The sequence below is a fragment of the Zhengella sedimenti genome (genome assembly GCF_046506625.1).
Classification (GTDB): Bacteria; Pseudomonadota; Alphaproteobacteria; order Rhizobiales; family Rhizobiaceae; genus Zhengella; species Zhengella sedimenti.
In genome coordinates this window covers 272,863-293,954 of sequence record NZ_JBKFFP010000006.1, presented here as the reverse complement: position 1 = coordinate 293,954, position 21,092 = coordinate 272,863, and the positions used below count along the sequence as shown (strand labels likewise).

The 21,092-nt window shown below is 63.9% G+C and carries 21 protein-coding genes; 11 read left to right on the top strand and 10 right to left on the bottom strand.

The features are described 5' to 3' along the window. Positions 1-160 precede the first annotated feature (160 nt). From ACLB6G_RS17205 to napE, 6 genes are read right to left on the bottom strand one after another with little or no spacing between them, the layout of a single operon-like run. Entirely contained in the window at positions 161-874 is a 714-nt protein-coding gene (locus ACLB6G_RS17205) for a cytochrome c3 family protein (protein ID WP_410357439.1), read from the bottom strand. Continuing rightward, entirely contained in the window at positions 875-1,372 is a 498-nt protein-coding gene (locus ACLB6G_RS17200) for a nitrate reductase cytochrome c-type subunit (RefSeq protein ID WP_410357438.1), read from the bottom strand. It abuts the gene before it with no gap. Continuing rightward, entirely contained in the window at positions 1,345-3,846 is a 2,502-nt protein-coding gene (gene napA, locus ACLB6G_RS17195; RefSeq protein ID WP_410357437.1) for a periplasmic nitrate reductase subunit alpha, read from the bottom strand. The genes ACLB6G_RS17200 and napA overlap by 28 nt, the downstream gene beginning before the upstream one ends. After that, positions 3,843-4,106, bottom strand: a complete 264-nt coding sequence (locus ACLB6G_RS17190; RefSeq protein WP_410357436.1) for a chaperone NapD — start codon at positions 4,104-4,106, stop codon at positions 3,843-3,845. The genes napA and ACLB6G_RS17190 overlap by 4 nt, the downstream gene beginning before the upstream one ends. Beyond that, on the bottom strand, positions 4,099-4,590 hold the full coding sequence (locus ACLB6G_RS17185; protein WP_410357435.1) for a ferredoxin-type protein NapF: 492 nt from the start codon (positions 4,588-4,590) through the stop codon (positions 4,099-4,101). Before ACLB6G_RS17185 ends, ACLB6G_RS17190 begins: the two co-directional genes overlap by 8 nt. Before the next feature lie 9 nt (positions 4,591-4,599). Then, the gene (gene napE / locus ACLB6G_RS17180) at positions 4,600-4,785 is read right to left on the bottom strand and encodes a periplasmic nitrate reductase, NapE protein (protein ID WP_410357434.1); all 186 of its coding nucleotides are present in this window, start codon (positions 4,783-4,785) and stop codon (positions 4,600-4,602) included. Between the two features lie 263 nt (positions 4,786-5,048). On the opposite strand from napE, the gene ACLB6G_RS17175 reads away from it, so the two are divergent. The 6 genes from ACLB6G_RS17175 (at position 5,049) to ACLB6G_RS17150 (ending at position 11,506) form a co-directional block, all read left to right on the top strand. Then, on the top strand, positions 5,049-5,951 hold the full coding sequence (locus tag ACLB6G_RS17175; RefSeq protein WP_410357433.1) for a LysR substrate-binding domain-containing protein: 903 nt from the start codon (positions 5,049-5,051) through the stop codon (positions 5,949-5,951). Between the two features lie 133 nt (positions 5,952-6,084). Further along, positions 6,085-7,245 (top strand): ABC transporter substrate-binding protein, encoded by a 1,161-nt coding sequence (locus ACLB6G_RS17170; RefSeq protein WP_410357432.1) that lies wholly within the window; start codon positions 6,085-6,087, stop codon positions 7,243-7,245. A 74-nt stretch (positions 7,246-7,319) separates the two neighbouring features. Next, the gene (locus ACLB6G_RS17165; protein WP_410357431.1) at positions 7,320-8,309 is read left to right on the top strand and encodes an ABC transporter ATP-binding protein; all 990 of its coding nucleotides are present in this window, start codon (positions 7,320-7,322) and stop codon (positions 8,307-8,309) included. Continuing rightward, on the top strand, positions 8,306-9,253 hold the full coding sequence (locus tag ACLB6G_RS17160) for an ABC transporter permease (RefSeq protein ID WP_410357430.1): 948 nt from the start codon (positions 8,306-8,308) through the stop codon (positions 9,251-9,253). Before ACLB6G_RS17165 ends, ACLB6G_RS17160 begins: the two co-directional genes overlap by 4 nt. After that, positions 9,243-10,058, top strand: coding sequence for an ABC transporter permease (locus ACLB6G_RS17155; RefSeq protein WP_410357429.1), 816 nt, complete (start codon positions 9,243-9,245; stop codon positions 10,056-10,058). Before ACLB6G_RS17160 ends, ACLB6G_RS17155 begins: the two co-directional genes overlap by 11 nt. Positions 10,059-10,081: 23 nt before the next feature. After that, positions 10,082-11,506 (top strand): gamma-aminobutyraldehyde dehydrogenase, encoded by a 1,425-nt coding sequence (locus ACLB6G_RS17150; RefSeq protein WP_410357428.1) that lies wholly within the window; start codon positions 10,082-10,084, stop codon positions 11,504-11,506. A gap of 111 nt (positions 11,507-11,617) precedes the next feature. On the opposite strand, the gene ACLB6G_RS17145 is transcribed toward ACLB6G_RS17150, so the two are convergent. The 4 genes from ACLB6G_RS17145 to ACLB6G_RS17130 form a co-directional block, all read right to left on the bottom strand. Next, complete coding sequence (locus tag ACLB6G_RS17145) at positions 11,618-12,532, bottom strand: ABC transporter permease (protein ID WP_410357427.1); 915 nt, start codon at positions 12,530-12,532, stop codon at positions 11,618-11,620. Positions 12,533-12,534: 2 nt separating this feature from the next. Then, the gene (locus ACLB6G_RS17140) at positions 12,535-13,314 is read right to left on the bottom strand and encodes an ABC transporter ATP-binding protein (RefSeq protein WP_410357426.1); all 780 of its coding nucleotides are present in this window, start codon (positions 13,312-13,314) and stop codon (positions 12,535-12,537) included. A gap of 63 nt (positions 13,315-13,377) precedes the next feature. Beyond that, positions 13,378-14,361 carry an ABC transporter substrate-binding protein gene (locus ACLB6G_RS17135; protein ID WP_410357425.1) on the bottom strand — a complete coding sequence of 328 codons (984 nt, stop codon included), beginning with the start codon at positions 14,359-14,361 and terminating at the stop codon, positions 13,378-13,380. A 145-nt stretch (positions 14,362-14,506) separates the two neighbouring features. Continuing rightward, positions 14,507-15,346: an alpha/beta hydrolase gene (locus ACLB6G_RS17130; protein ID WP_410357424.1), complete on the bottom strand. Its 840-nt coding sequence runs from the start codon at positions 15,344-15,346 to the stop codon at positions 14,507-14,509. 284 nt (positions 15,347-15,630) lie between these two features. On the opposite strand from ACLB6G_RS17130, the gene ACLB6G_RS17125 reads away from it, so the two are divergent. The 5 genes from ACLB6G_RS17125 to ACLB6G_RS17105 are packed head-to-tail and all read left to right on the top strand — an operon-like array spanning position 15,631 to position 21,091. After that, positions 15,631-17,925: a bifunctional salicylyl-CoA 5-hydroxylase/oxidoreductase gene (locus tag ACLB6G_RS17125; protein ID WP_410357423.1), complete on the top strand. Its 2,295-nt coding sequence runs from the start codon at positions 15,631-15,633 to the stop codon at positions 17,923-17,925. Beyond that, complete coding sequence (locus ACLB6G_RS17120; RefSeq protein WP_410357422.1) at positions 17,922-18,641, top strand: SDR family NAD(P)-dependent oxidoreductase; 720 nt, start codon at positions 17,922-17,924, stop codon at positions 18,639-18,641. The genes ACLB6G_RS17125 and ACLB6G_RS17120 overlap by 4 nt, the downstream gene beginning before the upstream one ends. Further along, entirely contained in the window at positions 18,638-19,126 is a 489-nt protein-coding gene (locus ACLB6G_RS17115; protein WP_410357421.1) for a MarR family winged helix-turn-helix transcriptional regulator, read from the top strand. The genes ACLB6G_RS17120 and ACLB6G_RS17115 overlap by 4 nt, the downstream gene beginning before the upstream one ends. Further along, on the top strand, positions 19,116-19,916 hold the full coding sequence (locus ACLB6G_RS17110) for an enoyl-CoA hydratase family protein (RefSeq protein WP_410357420.1): 801 nt from the start codon (positions 19,116-19,118) through the stop codon (positions 19,914-19,916). The genes ACLB6G_RS17115 and ACLB6G_RS17110 overlap by 11 nt, the downstream gene beginning before the upstream one ends. Further along, positions 19,916-21,091, top strand: a complete 1,176-nt coding sequence (locus ACLB6G_RS17105; RefSeq protein ID WP_410357419.1) for an acyl-CoA dehydrogenase family protein — start codon at positions 19,916-19,918, stop codon at positions 21,089-21,091. The genes ACLB6G_RS17110 and ACLB6G_RS17105 overlap by 1 nt, the downstream gene beginning before the upstream one ends. Position 21,092: the final 1 nt, after the last annotated feature.

The window sequence follows — 21,092 nt, the reverse complement described above, 5'->3', positions numbered from 1 at the left end:
AAGGCATTGAAAAGTAACAATTTACGATAGAACTCTTAATCAGCGGGTCGTAGGTTCGATCCCTACATCACCCACCATTGATCCCGAATCGTTTCTTTCTTTCTGCCAGTGTCCCGACTGGGCTGTCTGGACGGGCTTTTTCACGCGGTGATTCAGGCAGTCACTTGGCCGCGATGTCCCGCATGGCCGTTTCCGTGGCAAGATAGTCGCGCAGAGCCGCCTCTTCATCGGAGCCGATGCCCGGGAGCCTGTCACCCTGAAGCTGTTCCGGAGCGATCCAGCCAGGCTCGACGCCCGTCATGTCCGGCAACTCATGGGCGATTCCCTTGTGGCAGTCGATGCAGGTGGCCTGACCTGACAGGAGGTATTCGGTATGAATCTCGGCGGCCCGTGGCGCCTGCCGCGACAGGTCCATGGCTGCTTCCGAATGGCAATTGCGGCATTCCAGGCTGTCATTGGCCTTCAGCCGCGCCCATTCGTGCTTTGCCAGCTCCAGCCGGTTGTCGAGGAACTTCTGCCGCGTGCTGATCGTGCCGAAGATCTTGCCCCAGACCTCCTTCGAGGCCTGCATCTTGCGTGCGATCTTGTCGGTCCACTCATGCGGGACATGGCAATCCGGACAGGAGGCCCGCACGCCGGACCGGTTAGAGAAATGCACCGTGCGGGTCAATTCCTGGAAGACGTTGTTCTCCATCTCGTGGCAGGAGATGCAAAAGGCTTCCGTATTGGTCACTTCCAGCGCGGTGTTGAAGGCCCCCCAGAACATCACGCCGCCCACGAAACCTCCCAGCGTCAGGAAGCCGATGCCGAGCGTCCCGGCCGGGGTGGCAAGAATGGTCCAGATGCGTCGGAACAAGCGGCGAATCCAGTTCATCTATTCGCTCCCCGCCATGCCGGTGCCCAATTCGCTCATGTCGGTGAACGTGTTCTCCACCAGCGGCGCCGTATCCGCCTGGGATACATGGCAGGCGGTGCAGAAATAACGCCGGGGGGAAACATCGGCCAGCATCTGGCCTTCACGCGTCATGTAGTGCGTGATCGAGATCATCGGCGCGCCCGAGCCTTCCGTCGCCTCGCGGCGATGGCAGGACAGGCAGCGGTTGGCATTGACGCTGAGCTGGTAGCCCTCGATCGAGTGCGGAATGACCGGCGGCTGTTCCGGATACTGGCGCATCATGCGGACATCGTCGGTAATGCGCCGCGGGATGGGTTCGGCCTCGACGGACTCCATGGGCTGTTGCGGTCCAGTGAGTTCGGGAGCCGCCCGCCGGACGGCTTCCTGGGCGACGACCCCGCCCGTGGCGACAGAGGCGGCCAGCGCGGCGGCAAAGAGGCGCGCGCGCCTCAGGCGGAAACGATCTTGACTGCGCATTTCTTGAAATCCGTCTGTTTGGAGATCGGGTCAGTGGCGTCCAGCGTCACCTTGTTGATGAGCTTGGAAGCATCGAACCAGGGCACGAAGACAACCCCCCGCGGCATGCGGTTGCGCCCGCGCGTCTCGACGCGAAGGCGCACCTCGCCGCGCCGTGAGATCACGCGAACCTCCGAACCCTGGTTGAGCCCCCGGTCCCGCGCATCGGCGGCGTTCATGAACAGCACTGCGCCGGGGACCGCCTTGTAGAGTTCGGGCACGCGCATGGTCATGGAGCCCGAATGCCAGTGTTCGAGCATGCGGCCCGTCACGAGCCAGAACTCGTACTCGTCGTCCGGGCTTTCGGCCGGTGGTTCATAGGGCACGGCGAGTATGACCGCCCGCCCGTCCGGCCGTCCGTAGAACTTTACGCCGGCGCCCGGCTCGACATAGGGGTCATAACCTTCGCGGAAACGCCATAGCGTCTCCTTGCCGTCGACAACCGGCCAGCGCAGGCCGCGAACCTCGTGATAAACATCGTAGGGCGCCAGATCGTGGCCATGGCCGCGTCCGAAGGCGGCATATTCCTCGAACAGCCCCTTCTGCAGGTAGAAACCGAAATGCGCCGCCTCGTCATTGGCATAGCCAGGGTCGACATCCGCCGTCGGGAAGGCATTCACCTGGCCGTTCTCGTAGAGCACCTCGTAGATCGTCTTGCCCCGGTAATCCGGATTGGCGTCGAGGATCTCGGCCGGCCAGACCTCGTCGGTGGTGAAGCGCTTTGAAAATTCCACGAGTTGCCAGAGGTCGGAACGCGATTCCCCCGGCGCGTCGACAAGCTGGTGCCAGGCATGGGTGCGCCGCTCGGCATTGCCGTAGACGCCTTCCTTTTCCACCCACATGGCCGCCGGCAGGATGATGTCGGCTGCCAGCGCCGTCACTGTCGGATAGGCATCAGAGACCACGATCAGGTTGTCGGGATTGCGGTAGCCCGGATAGGTCTCGTTGGAGATGTTCGGCGCGGCCTGCAGGTTGTTGTTGACCTGGATCCAGTAGAAATTGATCACGCCGTCCTTCAGCTTGCGGTCCTGCTGGACGGCGTGGAATCCCGGTTTCGTGTTCAACAGGCCATGTGGCAGCTTCCACAATTCCTCCGCATGGGCCACATGCTCGGGGTTGGTCACCACCATATCGGCCGGCAGGCGGTGGGCGAACGTGCCGACCTCGCGTGCCGTGCCGCAGGCGGAAGGCTGCCCGGTCAGCGAGAAGGGCGAATTGCCCGGCTCCGAAATCTTCCCGGTGAGCAGGTGCAGGTTGTAGACCATCTGGTTGGCCCAGACGCCGCGTACATGCTGGTTGAAGCCCATCGTCCAGAGCGACATGACCTTGACGTCCGGGTCGGCATAGAGTTCGGCGAGTTCCTCAAGGAAGCCCGGCTCCACGCCCGAAAGCTCGGACACGTAGTCGAGCGTATAGGCCGCCACATGCTCCTTGAAGGCCTCGAAATCCGAAGGCTCCATCAGGCCGGCATTGCCGGCACCGCTTGCGGCGAGTTCAAGAGGGTGATCCTCGCGCAGGCCATAGCCGATGTCGGTTGCGCCGGTCATGAATGTGGCGTGCTTGCGCACGAACTCCTCGTTCACAGCGCCCTTCTGGATGATGTGATTGGCAATGTAGTTGAGGATCGCCAGATCGGTTCCCGGCTTGAAGACGATCGGGATGTCGGCCAGGTCCATCGAGCGGTGGGTGAAGGTGGAGAGAACCGCGCATTTCACGCCCGGAGTACCCAGCCGCCGGTCGGCAAGCCGCGTCCACAGGATCGGGTGCATCTCGGCCATGTTGGAGCCCCACAGCACGAATGCGTCGGCATGCTCGAAGTCGTCATAGCAGCCCATCGGTTCGTCGATCCCGAAGGTGCGCATGAAGGCCGCCGCAGCCGAAGCCATGCAATGGCGCGCATTGGGCTCCAGGTTGTTCGAGCGGAAACCGCCGCGCATGAGCTTGGATGCCGCATAGCCCTCCTGGACGGTCCACTGGCCCGAGCCGAACATGCCGATGCCTTCCGGTCCCTTCTCCGCCAGCACGGACTTCACCTTTGCGGCCATGACGTCAAAGGCCTCGTCCCATGTGACAGGCTCGAACTCGCCCTCCTTGTCGAAGACGCCGCCGCGCTTGCGCATGAGTGGCGTTGTGAGCCGGTCGGCGCCATACATGATCTTGGAAAGGAAATAGCCCTTCACGCAATTGAGCCCGCGATTGACCTCGTGCTGCATGTCGCCATGGGTGGCAACCACCTTGCCCTCCTTCACGCCCACCATCACACCGCAGCCGGTGCCGCAGAACCTGCATGGCGCCTTGGACCACTTGATCTTCAGCGAATCCACGCCTCCGGGCACGGGTTGGGCGTCGGCGGGCAGGCTAATTCCTGCCGTCGCCGCCGCGATGGCCGCGGCCTGCGCCTTCAGAAGATCGCGCCTGTTCATCGTTTCATTCATGGCCGGATCTCCTCCTCCTTTTCCGAATGTTCGAAGACCATGCTGGCAGCGACCACGCCTTCCATGACGGCAATGGATGTCAGCCGGTCGCCAAGCTCGCCGGTGCTGTTGCCTTCGATCGTGATGATGATCCGCGTTCCATCGGCCGCATGAACATCGATGCCCTGCAGCCCGCGCAGCCGTGCCAGAACTGCGTGCTGGCTGCCGGGTTTCGTTGAAACGATGGCGCTGGAAACATGATATCGGGGCGCATCAGGCAATGGCTGGCTCCCCTGTGCGCATGGCAATGGCATCTGCCGGGCAGGGGGCGACACAGGCACCGCAGCCGGTGCAGGCAGCTGCGTCCAGAACCGGCAGGAAGGGCCGGCCCATGCGCGGGAGAAAACGGATCGCCTCTTCCGGACAGGCATCGCGGCAGGTCATGCAGGCAATGCCGGAATGAACAAGGCACGTGCCGCTGATTGCCGCCACGTGCGCCATCGACGGATTGCCGGTGAAAACCGGCTCGGGACAGGCCTCTTCGCAGGCCATGCAAAACGTGCATTCGCCCTGGCTGAAGTCGATCGCCACCTTCCGGTCGTGCATTGTCAGGATCTGTTCCGGACAGGCGGTAACGCAGGACGCGCATCCTGTACACGCCTCGACAGTATCTGCGGTTACGCCGGGCGGACGCGGTTGTTCAGGCCGTTTCCTCCGGACTGCCAGCAAGTCACGGCGGCTCAGGCGTGTCATCGATCCTCCCATGACAACGCCTCAAGATCCCGGCGGACCTGGCGGCCCGACCAGTATCTGGTACATCCAGACAAGGAACCCGTACCCGCCGACCACGCCAACCGCGAGGATCGGCCAGATTCCGAATGCTAGAACAAAGAATGTCAGCACTTCCGTGCGCCGTGAGGCGCCGGGTGCACTCGGTCCGTTACCGTGTTGCTCGGCCATGCTTGCCTCCTCGACCGCGACAAGACCTGCGTGAGGCGTCTTTCCGGGGGTAACCGGCCGATGGTTTCGGCACTTCTTCTGACATACCCGCTAGGGTGCGTACGCGCGGGCTGCGGCAAAGTTCCATTTGTTCCCGAAAAAACCGGTTCGTCGGGAAGTCGCGCAGCGACAAGGTTTCCCGCCCGGGGAAATCAGGCTATGAAAAAGCCCAATCGAGACACGATCCGTGGCTTCTGATGCCCGACGAGCGGTCCTGAACCCACATGGCATTCACACTCCGCCAGTTGCAGTATTTCGTCGCCGTGTGCGAACAGGGCACGGTTTCGGGCGCGGCCCACACGCTCTCGATCTCGCAATCGGCGGTCACGGAAGCCATCAAGGAGCTTGAATCCGATCTCGGCGTCAGCCTGTTCGAGCGCCACCCGCGCGGGCTCAACATCACCCACAGGGGCCACCAGTTCCTGCGACACGCCACCACGATCCTGCGCGATGTCTCGGACGCGCGTCAGGCGTTTCGTGACGAGGACGACACGACGAGCGGCGACCTGCATCTCGGTGTCACCTCGCTCGTGGCGGGCTATGTGCTGTCGGATATCCTTGCCCGCTACCGGCGCGCCAACCCGGCCGTCAATGTGACCGCGATCGAGGACAATGGCGAATATCTCGAACACCTGCTGATCGGCGGTGAACTCGACGTCGCGGTGACGATCATTTCCAACCTGCGGGACCGCATGGCGCTGCAGGCCGATATTCTCGAGGTTTCGCCATACCGGCTCTGGCTGCCTCTCGGCCACCGCCTGTCGGCGCTGGAGAGCATATCCCTTGGCGACGTGTCGTCCGAGCCGATCATCATGCTGACCGTCGACGAAATCGAGGAAGCGACCGTCAAGCTGCTCGGCGCATTCGGAGCGAAGCCGAATGTCGCGTTCCGTACACGGTCGGTCGAGGCGGTGCGCAGCCTGGTTGCGACGGGCGCCGGCGTGGCGCTGCTGCCGGATCTCGTCTACCGGCCATGGTCGCTGGAAGGCGATCGCATCGATTCCCGCGATGTCTCCGGCTCCCTTCCGATGGTCCAGGTCGGGGTGGTGTGGCGAAAGGGTTCAGCCCTGCCGCGCACGGCGCGCGATTTCATCGCCATCGCGCAGGCGCAGCGGCTGGCGCGCTAACCGGCCCGGTTTCGGAAATTCCGATATCAAGGTTCAGATAAATGAATTTGTGAAAGCTGCGCAGGCACGTAACCTGCCTCCCGGGAACACAGGAACGCCATCCTCGCGGTGGCAAGAAACGGGAGATGCCGTCATGAAGTCCATTCTCAAATCGTGCACAGCGCTTGCCCTTTGCTGCGCCTTCGTCGGCCAGGCCGTGGCCCAGGCCATGCTCACCGAGATCGGTCCCGGCGAGGGTCAGGTCGATATCGTTGCCTGGGCCGGCTATATCGAGCGGGGCGAGACCGACAAGAACTTCGACTGGGTCACCAAGTTCGAGGAAGCGACCGGCTGCAAGGTCAACGTCAAGACCGCCAACACTTCCGACGAAATGGTCGCCCTGATGAACGAGGGCGGGTTCGATCTCGTGACCGCGTCCGGCGATGCATCGCTGCGCCTGATCGCGGGCAAGCGGGTGCAGCCGGTCAACATCGACCTCGTTCCCAGCTGGAACACGGTCGATGATCGGCTGAAGAACGCGCCCTGGCACACGGTGAACGGCGTCCATTACGGGATTCCGTACATGTGGGGCCCGAATGTGCTGATGTACAGCACCGAGGCCTTCAAGGAAGCGCCGAAGAGCTGGAACGTGGTCTTCGAGGAAATGACGCTCGACGACGGCGAGTCCAACAAGGGCCGGGTGCAGGCCTATGACGGGCCGATCCACATCGCCGATGCCGCAAACTACCTGATGTTTCACAAGCCTGAACTGGGCATCAAGAACCCTTATGAACTGAACGAGGACCAGTACAAGGCCGCGCTCGACCTGCTGCGCCAGCAGCGCACGCTGGTGGCACGCTACTGGCATGACGCCTTCATCCAGATGGACGACTTCAAGAACGAGGGCATCGTCGCGTCCGGATCCTGGCCGTTCCAGGTCAACATCCTCAAGAGCGAGGGCAAGCCGATCGCTTCGACCATTCCGCAGGAAGGGGCGACCGGCTGGGCGGACACGACCATGATGCACGTCGATGCTGCCCATCCGAACTGCTCCTACATGTGGATGGAGCATTCGCTGTCTTCCAATCTGCAGAGTGACCTTTCGGTCTGGTTCGGGGCGGTGCCGAGCGTGCCGGCGGCCTGCACCGACGGGCGCGGCATGCAGACAGCCGAAGGCTGCACGGCCAACGGGCTCGACAATTTCGAGAAGATCAAGTTCTGGACGACGCCGGTGACCAAGTGCGAAAGCCAGGGCGAGTGCGTGCCGTACTACCGCTGGGTCTCCGATTATATCGGTGTCATCGGCGGCCGCTGACCGCCACTCCTCCACCTGAAAAGAAAAACGCGTCCGCCGGCACCACCCCGGCGGACGGGCCCACAGGACATGCCATGCAAACCGCCGTCGCCTTTTCCAGAGTCTCCCGCCATTTTGGCGCCGTGCGTGCTGTCGACGAGGTCGATCTGGCGATCGCGGAAGGCGAATTCTTTGCCATGCTCGGGCCGTCGGGATCGGGCAAGACCACATGCCTGCGCCTGATCGCCGGCTTCGAGCAGCCGACGTCGGGCCATATCGAGATCTTCGGCGAGACCGCCGAAGGGGTTCCGCCCTATCGGCGCAACGTCAACACGGTGTTCCAGGACTATGCGCTGTTTCCGCACCTGAGCGTCGCCGACAATGTCGCCTACGGGCCGATGATCCGTGGCGTTCCGAAGGCGGAACGCCTTAAGGCGGCCGAAGAGGCCCTGGCGCTTGTGCGGCTGCCGGGTTATGGCGACAGGCGGCCCGGACAATTGTCCGGCGGGCAGCGTCAGCGGGTGGCGCTCGCCCGCGCGCTCATCAACAAGCCAAGGGTCCTGCTGCTCGACGAACCGCTCGGCGCGCTGGACCTGAAATTGCGCGAACAGATGCAGGAAGAGCTCAAGGCGCTTCAGCGCAAGCTCGGCATCACCTTCGTTTTCGTCACCCACGACCAGGGCGAGGCCCTGTCGATGGCCGACCGCGTGGCCGTGTTCAACCACGGCAAGATCATGCAGATCGGCGCTCCGGAGGAAATCTACCGGGCGCCACGTTCGCGCTTCGTGGCGGATTTCGTCGGCTCGTCCAACGTGCTGCCGCCGGACGTGACCGAACGCCTCGACGGACGGCGCGCCTGGGCGAGCCTGCGTCCGGAGGCGATCCGCCTGGTTTCCGACGGCGGCGTGGAGGCGATGGTCACCGGACATTCCTATCTCGGCGCGGCGACGAAGCTCGGCGTTTTCCTGGGCGAGCAACGGCTCACTGTCCTCCTACCGGCCGGCAGCCCGGTGCCGGCGCAAGGGCAGATGGTCTCGATCCAGTGGAACCCGGCCGATCTCCACGTGATGGAGGACGAACAATGAGCGCGGGCGCGCACGCCATCCTGGCGGGGCGGGGTGGCCTGTTCGGCACGCTGTCGGATATCCTGTGGCGCAACCCGCGCCTGACCTTGGTGCTGATGCTGACGCCACCATTGCTATGGCTTGGCATCATCTATCTGGGCTCGCTCTTCGCGCTGCTCGCGCAGAGTTTCTTTTCGATCGACGAGTTCTCGGGCCTGATCCGCTACGAGTGGACGTTGAAGACCTATGCGGAACTGCTGCGCCCGTCGAATCTCGACATAATCCTGCGGACAGTCTCGATGGCCGCGGCGGTGACGCTGGCTTCCGCCGTGATCGCCTTTCCGATCGCCTACTACGCGGCCCGCTACGCGCGCGGAAAATGGAAGGCGCTGTTCTATCTCGGCGCCATGCTGCCGCTTTGGTCGAGCTACCTGGTCAAGGTCTATGCCTGGAAGCTGATCCTCGCAAAGGAGGGAATCCTCAACTGGATTTTCGCCAAGCTGCACCTGACACCCGTGCTGGAGGCATGGCTGGCTCTGCCGGTGATCGGCGGGAACTCCCTGTCGGTCAGCTACACCGGCACCTTCATCGTCTTTGTCTATGTCTGGCTGCCCTACATGATCTTGCCGACGCAGGCGGCGCTCGAACGCGTGCCCGAGTCCATGCTGGAAGCGTCCTCCGATCTCGGCGGCTCTCCGGCGCAGACCTTCCGCCATGTTCTGCTTCCGCTGGCACTTCCCGGCATCATTGCCGGTTCGATCTTCACATTCTCGCTGACCTTGGGGGACTACATCATCCCGCAGATCATCGGCTCGTCGCGGCTGTTCATCGGCCAGGCGGTCTATGCCCACCAGGGCACGGCCGGCAACATTCCGCTCGCGGCGGCCTTCACGGTCGTGCCGATCGTGATCATGGGTTTCTACCTGTGGATGGCCAAACGACAGGGGGCCTTCAATGCGCTCTGACCGGAATTCCCGCGCGCCGCTTGCCCTCAAGATCGCCGCTGCGCTGGGGCTTCTGTTCCTGCACCTGCCGATCCTGCTGATCTTCGTCTATGCCTTCACGACGGAAGACCGAAGTTTCCAGTGGCCACCGCCCGGCTATACGCTGAAGTGGTTCGCGGTCACATGGAACCGTCCGGATGTCTGGGAGGCGCTCGGCCTGTCAGTGCGCGTGGCAGCCATCTCCACCCTGGTCGCGCTCGTCCTGGGCACGCTTTGCGCGGCGGCGGTCTCGCGCACGAAATTCTTCGGCCGCGAGACGATTTCACTTCTGGTGATCCTGCCGATCGCGCTGCCGGGCATCATCACCGGCATCGCGCTGCGCTCCGCCTTCAACCTGGCCGACATTCCGTTCTCCTTCTGGACGATCATTCTCGGCCACGCGACCTTCTGTGTCGTGGTCGTCTACAACAATGCGGTCGCGCGCTTCCGGCGCACCTCCGGCTCGCTGATCGAAGCCTCGATGGATCTCGGCGCCGACGGTTTCCAGACGTTCCGTCATGTCGTCCTGCCCAACATCGGCACCGCGCTGCTGGCCGGCGGAATGCTGGCCTTTGCCCTGTCCTTCGACGAGGTGATCGTGACGACCTTCACGGCCGGCCAGCAAGCGACGCTACCGATCTGGATGCTGGAGGAACTGGTCCGGCCGCGCCAGCGTCCCGTCACCAACGTGGTCGCGATGGTGGTGGTGCTGGTGACCTTCCTGCCGATCCTCGCTGCCTATTACCTCACGCGCGATGGCGACCAGATCGCCGGCAGCGGCAAATAACACTATGCAAAGGGAGAAGCCCCATGGACACGCAAATGCTGATCGGTTCCGGTTTCGAGACGGGATCGGAAGCCGAGGAAAACATCCTGAACCCGAAGACCGGGCAATCGATCCTGCATCTTCCCGAGGCAGGCAGCGGCCAGATCGACCGGGCGGTCGATGCCGCAGAGAAAGCCTTTGCGACATGGTCGCGGACCACGCCTGCGGAGCGCTCCGGCTATCTCCTGAAGATCGCGGACAGGATCGAGGCCGAAGCCGATGCCTTCGCGGCGCTGGAAGCGCTCAATTGCGGCAAGCCGGTCAATGCCGTCCGGAACGACGAGATCCCCGCGATCGTCGATTGCTACCGCTTCTTCGCCGGTGCGGTGCGCTGCGTACCCGGCAACGCGGCCGGAGAATATCTGCCCGGCTTCACCTCCATGATACGCCGTGACCCGATCGGCATCGTCGCATCCATCGCGCCATGGAACTATCCGCTCATGATGATGGCCTGGAAACTGGCGCCAGCCATTGCTGGTGGAAACACGGTTGTCTTCAAACCCTCCGAGCAGACGCCGCTGACCGCGCTGAAAATGGCGCGGGTCCTCGCCGACGTGCTGCCCGAGGGCGTCGTCAACATCGTGCTGGGGCGTGGCGAGAGCGTGGGCAATGCGCTCATCAACCACCCCAAGGTCAACATGATCTCGATCACCGGTGATGTCGCCACGGGCAAGAAGGTGCTGCAGGCGGCCGCCAGGTCGGTCAAGCGGACGCATCTGGAACTGGGTGGCAAGGCGCCGGTCATCGTCTTCGACGATGCCGACATTGACGCCGTGGTCCAGGGCGTGCGCACTTTCGGCTACTACAATGCCGGTCAGGACTGCACGGCGGCCTGCCGCATCTATGCCGCACCAAAGATCCACGACAAGCTGGTCGCCGACCTGTCCTCGGCCGTCTCGACGATCAGATATGCCAATGCCGACGACGCCGAGAACGAGATCGGGCCGCTGATCTCGCAGCGCCAGCGCGACCGCGTCGCGAGCTTCGTCGAACGCGCCATTGCCCAGAACCACATGGAAGTGACAGCCGGCGGCCGTGCCCATGACGGCGACGGCTTTTTCTACCAGCCGACAGTCATTGCCGGCGCCTTGCAGACCGACGAGATCGTGCGGCGTGAAGTGTTCGGCCCCGTCGTCTCGATCACCCGCTTCAGCGATGTCGACGAGGCGGTCGCCTGGGCAAACGATTCCGATTACGGGCTTGCTTCCTCGGTCTGGACCAAGGATGTCTCGCGCGCGATGGAGTGTGCCGCGCGCCTCCAGTATGGCTGCACCTGGATCAACACCCATTTCATGCTGTGCAATGAGATGCCGCATGGCGGCATGAAACAGTCAGGCTACGGCAAGGACATGTCCCTCTATGCGCTGGAAGACTATACCGCCGTGCGCCATGTCATGATCGCGCATTGATGGGTGCAAGGTCCGTGGCGGCGTCGCGAGGCGCCGCCAGGGCAAGTCCCGGTCAGGTCCGCGTCCGGAAAGCCCAAGGAGGGCAGGGCTTTCCGTGTGCGTCCTGTTGCATCATTCCCTGATGGGATCACGTTGCGCAGGTCCGGCCCTGCGATTGCGAAGTGCCGGACCGGCCAGCATGACAAGCACGAAAATCCCGGTAGCGATCTTCAGGTCGCCGGGCGGCAAGCCGATGGCAAGGCACATGGAAATGAGCTGGTAGTAGATGACAGCGCCGGCAAACGGCGCGAGGATCTGGCGTGCCACGGTCTTCTTTCCCACCACCGCCTCGCCGATCATCAGCGCGGCAAGGGCGTTGATCAGGATGCCGAGCCCCATGTTGACATCGGCGAAACCCTGCGACTGGATCATCAGTCCGCCGCCGAATGCCGCGAAGGCGCCAGCCAGGCCGATCCCGCCGATGGTCGCCCGCCAGACATTGATGCCCTGGGCTTCAGCCATGTCGGGATTGGCGCCAACGGCGCGCATCGCGGTGCCGCGCTCTGTGGCGAACCACAGGTTCAGGAGCAGCAGGACGATGCCCACGAGCGCCCCGGCGATCAGGATCTTTGCATGGGTTCCCGAAAGGCCGAAAGCGGCGACGTAATCGTAGATCTTGTCCTCGCGAAAGACCGGCTGGTTGGCCTTTCCCATGATGCGCAGGTTTATGCTGTAGAGCATCGTCGTGACGAGAATGCCTGCCAGAAGGGTATGAATCCTGAAACGCAGATGAATGAAGGCGGTGGCGCAACCGGCCAGAAAGCCGGCTGCCGCAGACAGGAGAAGTGCCGGAACAGGCGGGACCCCGGACATCAGCGCGACGGCGCAGACGCAGCCGCCCAGCGGATAGGCGCCTTCGGATGTCAGGTCCGGAAAGGCGAGGATGCGAAACGGGATCATCACCGCCAGCACCACGAAGCTGAGAATGAGGCTTTGCGCCAGCGTCACCGGTATCAGCGAGACATAGGCCGACAGGACATCCGACATGATCAGGTTCCAAGGAGCATGCGGTCGGACTTGACCGAGAAATGGCTGACGAGTTCCGGCACCGTGGTTTTCGCCTTCTCCTCGCTGTCCAGTTCCAGGACGACCCGGCCGGCGTCGAGCATCACCACCCGGTTCCCGTAGTCCAGCGCGTGCTGCATGTTGTGGGTGACCATCAGCGTCGTGAGGTTCAATGCCGTGACAGCGCGGAGCGTGGCGTTCAGCACGAGGTCGGCCGTGCGGGGGTCAAGTGCGGCGGTATGCTCGTCGAGCAGGAGGATATCGGGCTTGCCGGACACCGCCATGACCAGGGACAGGGATTGGCGCTGACCGCCAGACAGGAGCGAGACTTCGGTGTCGAGCCGGTTCTCCAGACCCAGGCCCAGATAGGACAGTTCCTCGCGATAACGTTCCCGGCGGGCCGCGGTCAGGCCCTTGCGCAGGCGCGGGCGCGATTGCCGCATCTCCGCGAGAAGCATGTTCTCGGCGATCGTCATGCTCGACGCGGTGCCCTTCATCGGGTCCTGGAACACACGCGCCACATGGAAGGCGCGCCGATGGACGGGCATGGAGGTCACATCGTCGCCATTGATCGATATCCGGCCCTCATCAAGCATGAGTGCGCCGGAGATCGCATTGAGAAGGGTGCTCTTGCCTGCGCCGTTGCTGCCGATGACGATGGCGAAATCGCCGGTCGCGAGCGTGAGATCCAGACCGTCCAGGGCAACCTTCTCGTCGGGCAGACCGCGAAAGAACACGCGTCTGGCGTTGCTGACTTCCAGCATGTCGGTCCTCCGGATGCGCCGGGCGGCCCGGCTCGGGCCGCCGCGGCATCTGGTGTCCCCGGCTCAGTCGACGATGCAGTTGCAGCCGTCGAAGCTGGCGGGAATCGAAAGGCCGATTGCTTCCATCGCCTTGCGTGAAATGGTGATGCCGTGATCCTCATAGGCCGGGCTTACCGGCGCGATGGCCGACAGGTCCTCGCCCTTGAGTGCGCGCACCGCGATGGCGCCGGCGATATGGCCGATCTTGTCGTAGGAAACCGCGAAGGCGGCGGGAATGATGCCTTCGCGAACCGGACCCTCATCGGAGTTGATGAGAGGAATTTTCGCTTCATTGGCGGCGGCGGCCACGGCGGAGATGGCAGGCTGGATCATGTTGGAGGCGGGGCCGTAGAGCACATCGACCCGGCCGGCCGCGGCGGTGATGCGGGCCTGGATGTCGTTCGTGTTGTCGATGCCGATCTCGACGATCTCGAAACCGTTCTCGGCCCCGTGCTTCTTGAAGAGATCGAGCGTTGCCACGTCGTTGGCCTCGCCCGGATTGTAGGGAACGCCGAAAACCTTGGCGTCGGGCAGAAGCTTGCGGGCAAAGGCAAGGGTGGCGTTGATGTCGAGCGCATCGCTTGCGCCGGTCATGTTGGCGTCACCGGATTCCCAGGATGGCACGAGACCGGCGGCAACCGGGTCCGTCACGGCGGAGAAGACGACCGGGATGCCCTTGCCGCCAAGCTGGTTCTTGATATTCTGGGAGACCGGCGTGGTGATCGACAGGATCAGCGCGGGTTTGGTCGCCTCGATCTTCGAGATCATCTGGGGCAGGAGCGTCGTGTCGAAATTCACGTGATCGAGCGTGAAGACCACGTCGCTTCCCTCGGCCATGCCGGAGGCGAGGATTTCGGCCTTGAAGCCTTCGGCGACCGCGTTCAGCTGCGGATGCTCGCCAAAATTGGCGATGGCAATGGTCTTGGGCTCGGCTGCGGCCGGGCCCGCACCCAGCATGGCCAGACAGGTCATTGCGGCGGCGGTGCTCAGAAACGTTCTGCGGAACATGACGATCTCCTTGTTTCGGGTAGAATACTCGATCCTGGCCGGGGGTCCTTTTCCATCTCGCTAGCATGTTTTTCCGTAACGGCAAACCGAAACGGCTGCCGGTTCACGGCCCTGAACAGGCTGCACCGGAGCCCGGTTGCGCCGGTCAATCGCAGGGCCCCTGTGCCTTGGGCCCCGCCAGAAAACGGGTCAGCTCATGATCAGGATCACAAAGACCGTCTATGACATTGAAATGATGGCGTGACGGTTCGGCCACGAGGTGGACCGGCGCTTCGGGCGTGCTCCAGGATTCACACAAGAGCGCCGATTGGCGCAGGAATTCAGGCCGCTCTGCGGCTCCCACCCAGGCGACTACGTCAACATCGGCGCGCCGGCGGTGAAGGGCAGGGCTTTCGGTGGCCGCCTCGCTGGCGGTTAGGCGCAAATTTTCGTTCATGGAATGGCATTGCAGCGGGCGCAGATCATGGACGCCGCTGATGGATGCAACCCGCTCGATCCGGGCTGCAACGCTTCCCGGCAGGGGACTGTCCTCGCACACCATCCGGGTGACCAGGTGGCCGCCCGCGGAGTGCCCAGCGAGCCTTATCGGACCGTCGACCAGCCCGGCCGCCGCGGCAATCGCGCGGCCTGTCTGCCGCGTGATCGCGCCGATCCGGGCTTCCGGCGCAAGCGTGTAGCTTGGAAGAACCACTGCCCAGCCATGCGCGATGGCACCGCCTGCAAGATGCGACCAGCCCGACTTGTCGAAGGCCAGCCAGAAGCCGCCATGGATGAAGACGGCAAGCCCGCGCGGAGTGCCGCCGGGCAGGAAGATATCCATGCGCTCGCGTGGTCCGGGACCGTAGGGAAGATCAAGCCGGCCTCCGGTTTGCTGACGGAAAGCCTGCGCCTGTTCAGCCCAGCGCGCGGGATAGTCCATGCCGCCGGGAATGTGAACGGCATTGGTGAAGGCATCTTCCCAGTCGATGCCGGTGATGTCGATCATCGGCATGACCTTGATGCCGCCGGTTCCCGCTCGCGGGCCAGGTCATTGGCATCGCGGCCCCGGGCCGGTTGCCCGGTTGTTTCATGGCCACGTTTCAGGACTGCACGATGAACCGGCTGACCGCACCCCCACGCCATGCTGTTTTCCTCCCGCTGGACAGGGAAAACGATAAAATCCAAATATCAAATATGCAAGCTTGAAATATCCTGATTGACCGGCTAGCGTTCGTGGAATGCGGTCAGCCTTGTCCGGCTCGCCGCTCTCGCGATCCAGGAGGAAACGCCATGCGGATTGCATGTCTGGGCGGCGGACCGGCGGGTCTCTATTTCGCGATCTCGATGAAGGTGCGCGACCCTTCCCACGAGGTGGTCGTGGTGGAGCGCAACAGGGCCAACGACACGTTCGGCTGGGGCGTGGTCCTCTCCGACGATGCGCTGGAGCGGCTGGAGGCGAACGACCCGGACAGCGCGCAAGCCATCCGCAGGCACTTCGCCTATTGGGATGACATCGCGGTCATCCACAAGGGGACTAGGACAGTGTCGGGCGGGCATGGCTTCGCCGGCATCGGGCGCCGGCAGACGCTCGTGATCCTGCAACAGCGCGCGCGGGAACTCGGCATCGAGATGCGATTCGAGACGGAGTTCGAGGGGGCGGAGGAATTCCGCAAGGAGTTCGACCTTGTCGTCGCCTGCGACGGGATCAATTCCAGGGTCCGCAAGGAATACGCGGCGCATTTCAAGCCCAGTATCGACGTGCGCGAATGCAAGTTCGTCTGGCTGGGGACGCACCAGAAATTCGATGACGCGTTCACCTTCATCTTCGAAAAGACCGAGCATGGCTGGGTCTGGGCGCATGTCTACCAGTTCGACGAAAACACCGCGACATTCATTGTCGAATGCCAGCAGGATACCTGGGACCGGTGGGGTTTCGCCGGTATGACCAAGGAAGAAACCGTCGAGACCTGCCGGCGGATCTTCGAGGCCCATCTGGGCGGCCATGACCTGATGTCCAACGCGGCGCATCTGCGCGGTTCGGCGGTGTGGATGAACTTTCCCAGGGTGATCTGCGAAAAGTGGCATCACGGCAATGTCGTGCTGATGGGTGACGCGGCCGCGACGGCCCATTTTTCCATCGGCTCCGGCTCCCGGCTTGCCTTCGACAGCGCCATTTCGCTCGCCGATTTCCTGCATTCGGAACCGACCATGCACGCGGCGTTCGAAAGGTACCAGGCGGAGCGGCGCCTGGAGGTCCTTCGCCTGCAATCGGCGGCGCGCAATTCCCTGGAATGGTTCGAGCAGGTCGAGCGGTATCTGGATCTCGATCCGGTCCAGTTCAACTACTCCCTGCTGACGCGCTCGCAGCGCATCAGTCACGAGAACCTGCGCTTGCGGGACCCTCGCTGGCTCGAAAGCGCCGAACGCTGGTTCCAGAGCCAGGCGGGCGTGAAGCCGGACGCGCCGGTGCGGGCACCGATGTTCGCGCCGATGAAGCTGCGGGACATGGCGTTGCAGAACCGCATCGTCGTGTCGCCGATGGCGCAATACAAGGCCGTGAACGGGACACCGACCGACTGGCATCTCGTTCATTACGGCGAGCGGGCCAAGGGCGGCGCAGGCCTCGTCTTTACCGAAATGACCTGTGTCAGCGCTGCGGGCCGGATCACGCCGAGTTGCCCCGGCCTCTATGCGCCCGAGCACGAAACGGCCTGGAAGCGGCTGACGGACTTCGTCCACGGCGAAACCCAGGCGAAGATCTGTTGCCAGATCGGCCATTCGGGCCGCAAGGGATCAACCCAGTTGGGCTGGCAGGACATGGACGCGCCGCTGGCGTCCGGAAACTGGGAAACGATGTCGGCATCGGCCATCCCCTGGTCGGATCGCAACGGCGTGCCGCGCGAGATGACCCGCGAGGACATGGACCAGGTCATCGGCGAATTCGCCTCCTCCGCGCGGATGGCGGATCGGGCCGGTTTCGACATGATCGAACTTCATGCGGCGCATGGATATCTCATCTCGTCCTTCATCTCGCCGCTGTCGAACCAGCGCAGCGATGCGTATGGCGGCAGTCTTGCCAACCGCTTGCGGTTTCCCCTGGAGGTCTTTGCCGCCATGCGGGAGGTCTGGCCGGACCACAAGCCGATGTCGGTCCGCATCTCGGCGAACGACTGGGTTGGCGAGAGCGGCATCACGCCGGCCGACGCCGTCGAGATCGCCCGCGCCTTTCATGGCGCCAGTGCCGACCTGATCGACGTTTCGGCCGGGCAGACATCCGTGCTGGCGCGGCCGGTGTACGGACGGATGTTCCAGACGCCGTTTTCCGACCGCATCCGCAATGAGGCCGGCCTTCGCACCATGGCCGTCGGCAATATCTACGAGGCCGATCACGCCAATTCCATCCTGATGGCGGGCCGCGCCGACCTGGTGGCCATCGGGCGCCCGCACCTTGCCGATCCCTACTGGACGCTGCACGAGGCGGCCCGGATCGGCGACCGGCGGCAGGACTGGCCGGAACCTTATCTGGCGGGACGGGACCAGGCCTGGCGGCTCGCCGACCGTGAAGCGGAGACGATACGGGCATGAGACGAGTTCTCGTAACAGGCGGGGGAAGCGGGATCGGGCGGGCCGTTGCCCGCGATTTCGCCGAAGCCGGCGACAAGGTGGTCATTGCCGGCCGGCACATGGAGGCGCTGAAGGAGACCGACGGAGGGCTTGGCATGGATTGCCGGGTGGCCGACGTGACCGACGAACAGGCCGTCAAGGCGCTCTTCGACCAGCCCTTCGACGTGGTCCTGGCCAATGCGGGAATCGGTCGCGCGGCGAAGGTCGCCCATACGACGCTGGACCTCTGGAATTCAACCCTTGCGGTCACGCTGACGGGCGTCTTCCTGACCTTCCGCGAAGCGCTGCAGGGCATGAGGCCCGGCGGGAGGCTCATTGCCATTTCCTCCGTTTCCGGACTGCATGGCGAAGCCAATGTGGCGGCCTACAGTGCAGCCAAGCATGGCGTGATGGGGCTGGTGCGCTCCCTTGCGCTCGAGGTCGAGCGGTCCGGCATCACCTGCAACGCCGTCTGTCCCGGCTGGGTCGACACGCCCATGGCCGATCAGGCCGTGGAAGGGGTCATGAAGCGTTTCGGCATCTCCCGCGAGGCGGCTGAAACCAGGGTCTTCGGCGGCAGCCGGGCGGACCGGCTGATCCCGCCGCGCGACGTCGCGGCTGCTGTCCGGTATCTTGCCTCGTCGGCCGCCGGAATGGTCAACGGGCAAGGGCTGGTGATTTCGGGAGGCGGGGCATGACGGGAGTACAGCCCGCCGGCGCTCCGGCGAAGCCTCTTTCCAAGGAGCGTCTGAGGCTCTGGCTCAAGCTGCTGAAGGCAAGCCGCCTCGTGGAGGACGAAATCCGCCGCCGGTTGCGCCGCGACTTCGATTCCACACTGCCAAGGTTCGATGTCATGTCGGCGCTGGCCCGCTCGCCCGACGGACTGAAGATGAGCGAGATTTCCCGGCGTTTGCGTGTGTCCAACGGCAATATCACCGGGATTGTCGACAAGCTGACCGAGGAAGGCCTGACCCTGCGGGTGGCGGTTCCGGGCGACCGGCGGGCCAGCCGCGTCTGCCTGACGCCCAGGGGACGCACGGTCTTCGCAGAGCAGGCTGCCGTTCACGAAACATGGATCGACGGGATGCTGTCCGGCCTCGATGCCGGCGATGTCGAGGGCATGATACGCGGCCTCGACCATCTCTCCGAAATGCTGGAGGAGCAAAGACAGGATGCGACATGACGTGAAGCATTTCCGCTGCGAAATCAGGGACGGCGTGGCCATCCTTTCGCTGGACAGGCCTGAACGGAAGAATCCGTTGACCTTCGACAGCTATGCCGAATTGCGCGACTGGTTCCGCGACCTGCACTACGACGACGCGGTCAAGGCGGTGGTGTTCGGCCCGAATGGCGGCAATTTCAGTTCCGGCGGCGACGTGCACGAGATCATCGGGCCGCTGACCAAGATGAACATGAAGGAGTTGCTGGCCTTCACGCGGATGACAGGGGACCTGGTCAAGGCGATGATCGGGTGCGGAAAGCCGGTGATTGCTGCCGTGGACGGTGTCTGTGCCGGGGCCGGCGCGATCATCGCCATGGCGTCGGACCTGCGCATTGCCACGCCCGCCGCGAAGGTCGCCTTTTTGTTCAACCGGGTGGGCCTTGCCGGCTGCGACATGGGCGCCTGCGCCATCCTTCCCAGGATCATCGGGCAGGGACGGGCCGCCGAACTGCTCTATCTCGGTCGGTCGATGAGTGCGGATGAAGGCGAGCGATGGGGTTTCTTCAACCAGGTCGTGCCCGCTGAACAACTCATGCAGACGGCGGGCGACATCGCGGCCCGCATCGCCGCCGGGCCTGCCTTTGCCAATTCCATGACGAAGACCATGCTGGCCCAGGAGTGGAACATGAGCCTGGAACAGGCCATCGAAGCCGAGGCCCAGGCGCAGGCGATCTGCATGCAGGGGCAGGACTTCCACCGTGCCTACAACGCCTTCGTGGCGAAGGAAAAACCGGTCTTCGAGGGCAACTGATGGCTGACAGGAGCTTTCTCGACTGGCCCTTCTTCGAGGACCGCCACAGACAACTGGCAGCCGAGGCCGATGCGTGGGCCGCTGGACATCTTGCCGGCATCGACCATGGCGACGCGGACCGGGCATGCCGCCATCTTGTCGCCGCGCTCGGCGAGGCCGGCCTGCTGCGGCACTCGGCGGTTGACCCCGGCGGAAGCGCGCCGCTCGACGTGCGCTCGATCTGCATCCTGCGCGAAACGCTGGCGCGCCATGACGGACTGGCGGATTTCGCCTTTGCCATGCAGGGCCTGGGGACAGGCGCCATTTCCCTGTTCGGGACGCCTGAACAGAAGAACGCGTGGCTGACGCTGACACGGGCCGGAAAGGCCATATCCGCCTTCGCCCTGACCGAACCGCAATCGGGGTCGGATGTCGCCGCCTCCGCCATGACGGCTGTCCGCGACGGAAACGACTATGTCCTGGACGGCGAGAAGACGTGGATATCCAACGGCGGGATCGCGGATGTCTACACGGTGTTTGCGCGCACGGGTGAAGCGCCCGGCGCGAAGGGATTGTCCGCCTTCATCGTTCCGGCGGACCAGCCGGGACTGGAGATCGTGGAACGGCTGGAGACCATCGCGCCGCATCCGCTTGCCCGCTTGCGGTTTTCCGGATGCCGTGTGCCCGCCGACGCGATGATCGGGGCGCCGGGGCAGGGGTTCCGCATTGCAATGTCCGTGCTGGACGTCTTCCGTTCCAGCGTCGCCGCGGCGGCGCTGGGTTTCGCGCGCCGGGCCCTCGACGAGGCAGTGGCGCGCGTTGGCCAGAGGCAGGTCATGGGAACGCCGCTGGCGGCGTTGCAGATGGTGCAGGGCCACATCGCCGACATGGCGCTGGATGTCGATGCCAGCGCGCTGCTTGTCTATCGCGCGGCATGGGCCAAGGACAGTGGCGCGGCCCGCATCAGCCGCGAAGCGGCCATGGCAAAGCTGTTCGCGACCGAACAGGCGCAGAAGACCATAGATACCGCCGTCCAGCTTCACGGCGGTGATGGCGTGAAGTCGGGACACATCGTCGAGCGGCTTTACCGCGAGATCCGGGCCTTGCGCATCTATGAGGGCGCCACGGACGTGCAGCGCATCATCATCGCCCGCCAGACGCTCGACGGGGCGCCGGGCGCAAAGGGAGGAGGCTGAA

What these genes read in the sequence shown, in the direction of transcription:
- ACLB6G_RS17115 (WP_410357421.1), top strand. Translation starts at nt 18,638, where the DNA reads ATGACGGGAGTACAGCCCGCCGGCGCTCCGGCGAAGCCTCTTTCCAAG.
- napA (WP_410357437.1), bottom strand. Translation starts at nt 3,846, where the DNA reads ATGAATGAAACGATGAACAGGCGCGATCTTCTGAAGGCGCAGGCCGCG.
- ACLB6G_RS17145 (WP_410357427.1), bottom strand. Translation starts at nt 12,532, where the DNA reads ATGTCGGATGTCCTGTCGGCCTATGTCTCGCTGATACCGGTGACGCTG.
- ACLB6G_RS17170 (WP_410357432.1), top strand. Translation starts at nt 6,085, where the DNA reads ATGAAGTCCATTCTCAAATCGTGCACAGCGCTTGCCCTTTGCTGCGCC.
- ACLB6G_RS17150 (WP_410357428.1), top strand. Translation starts at nt 10,082, where the DNA reads ATGGACACGCAAATGCTGATCGGTTCCGGTTTCGAGACGGGATCGGAA.
- ACLB6G_RS17105 (WP_410357419.1), top strand. Translation starts at nt 19,916, where the DNA reads ATGGCTGACAGGAGCTTTCTCGACTGGCCCTTCTTCGAGGACCGCCAC.
- ACLB6G_RS17200 (WP_410357438.1), bottom strand. Translation starts at nt 1,372, where the DNA reads ATGCGCAGTCAAGATCGTTTCCGCCTGAGGCGCGCGCGCCTCTTTGCC.
- ACLB6G_RS17140 (WP_410357426.1), bottom strand. Translation starts at nt 13,314, where the DNA reads ATGCTGGAAGTCAGCAACGCCAGACGCGTGTTCTTTCGCGGTCTGCCC.
- ACLB6G_RS17155 (WP_410357429.1), top strand. Translation starts at nt 9,243, where the DNA reads ATGCGCTCTGACCGGAATTCCCGCGCGCCGCTTGCCCTCAAGATCGCC.
- ACLB6G_RS17160 (WP_410357430.1), top strand. Translation starts at nt 8,306, where the DNA reads ATGAGCGCGGGCGCGCACGCCATCCTGGCGGGGCGGGGTGGCCTGTTC.
- ACLB6G_RS17165 (WP_410357431.1), top strand. Translation starts at nt 7,320, where the DNA reads ATGCAAACCGCCGTCGCCTTTTCCAGAGTCTCCCGCCATTTTGGCGCC.
- ACLB6G_RS17120 (WP_410357422.1), top strand. Translation starts at nt 17,922, where the DNA reads ATGAGACGAGTTCTCGTAACAGGCGGGGGAAGCGGGATCGGGCGGGCC.
- ACLB6G_RS17130 (WP_410357424.1), bottom strand. Translation starts at nt 15,346, where the DNA reads ATGATCGACATCACCGGCATCGACTGGGAAGATGCCTTCACCAATGCC.
- ACLB6G_RS17175 (WP_410357433.1), top strand. Translation starts at nt 5,049, where the DNA reads ATGGCATTCACACTCCGCCAGTTGCAGTATTTCGTCGCCGTGTGCGAA.
- ACLB6G_RS17110 (WP_410357420.1), top strand. Translation starts at nt 19,116, where the DNA reads ATGCGACATGACGTGAAGCATTTCCGCTGCGAAATCAGGGACGGCGTG.
- napE (WP_410357434.1), bottom strand. Translation starts at nt 4,785, where the DNA reads ATGGCCGAGCAACACGGTAACGGACCGAGTGCACCCGGCGCCTCACGG.
- ACLB6G_RS17135 (WP_410357425.1), bottom strand. Translation starts at nt 14,361, where the DNA reads ATGTTCCGCAGAACGTTTCTGAGCACCGCCGCCGCAATGACCTGTCTG.
- ACLB6G_RS17185 (WP_410357435.1), bottom strand. Translation starts at nt 4,590, where the DNA reads ATGGGAGGATCGATGACACGCCTGAGCCGCCGTGACTTGCTGGCAGTC.
- ACLB6G_RS17205 (WP_410357439.1), bottom strand. Translation starts at nt 874, where the DNA reads ATGAACTGGATTCGCCGCTTGTTCCGACGCATCTGGACCATTCTTGCC.
- ACLB6G_RS17125 (WP_410357423.1), top strand. Translation starts at nt 15,631, where the DNA reads ATGCGGATTGCATGTCTGGGCGGCGGACCGGCGGGTCTCTATTTCGCG.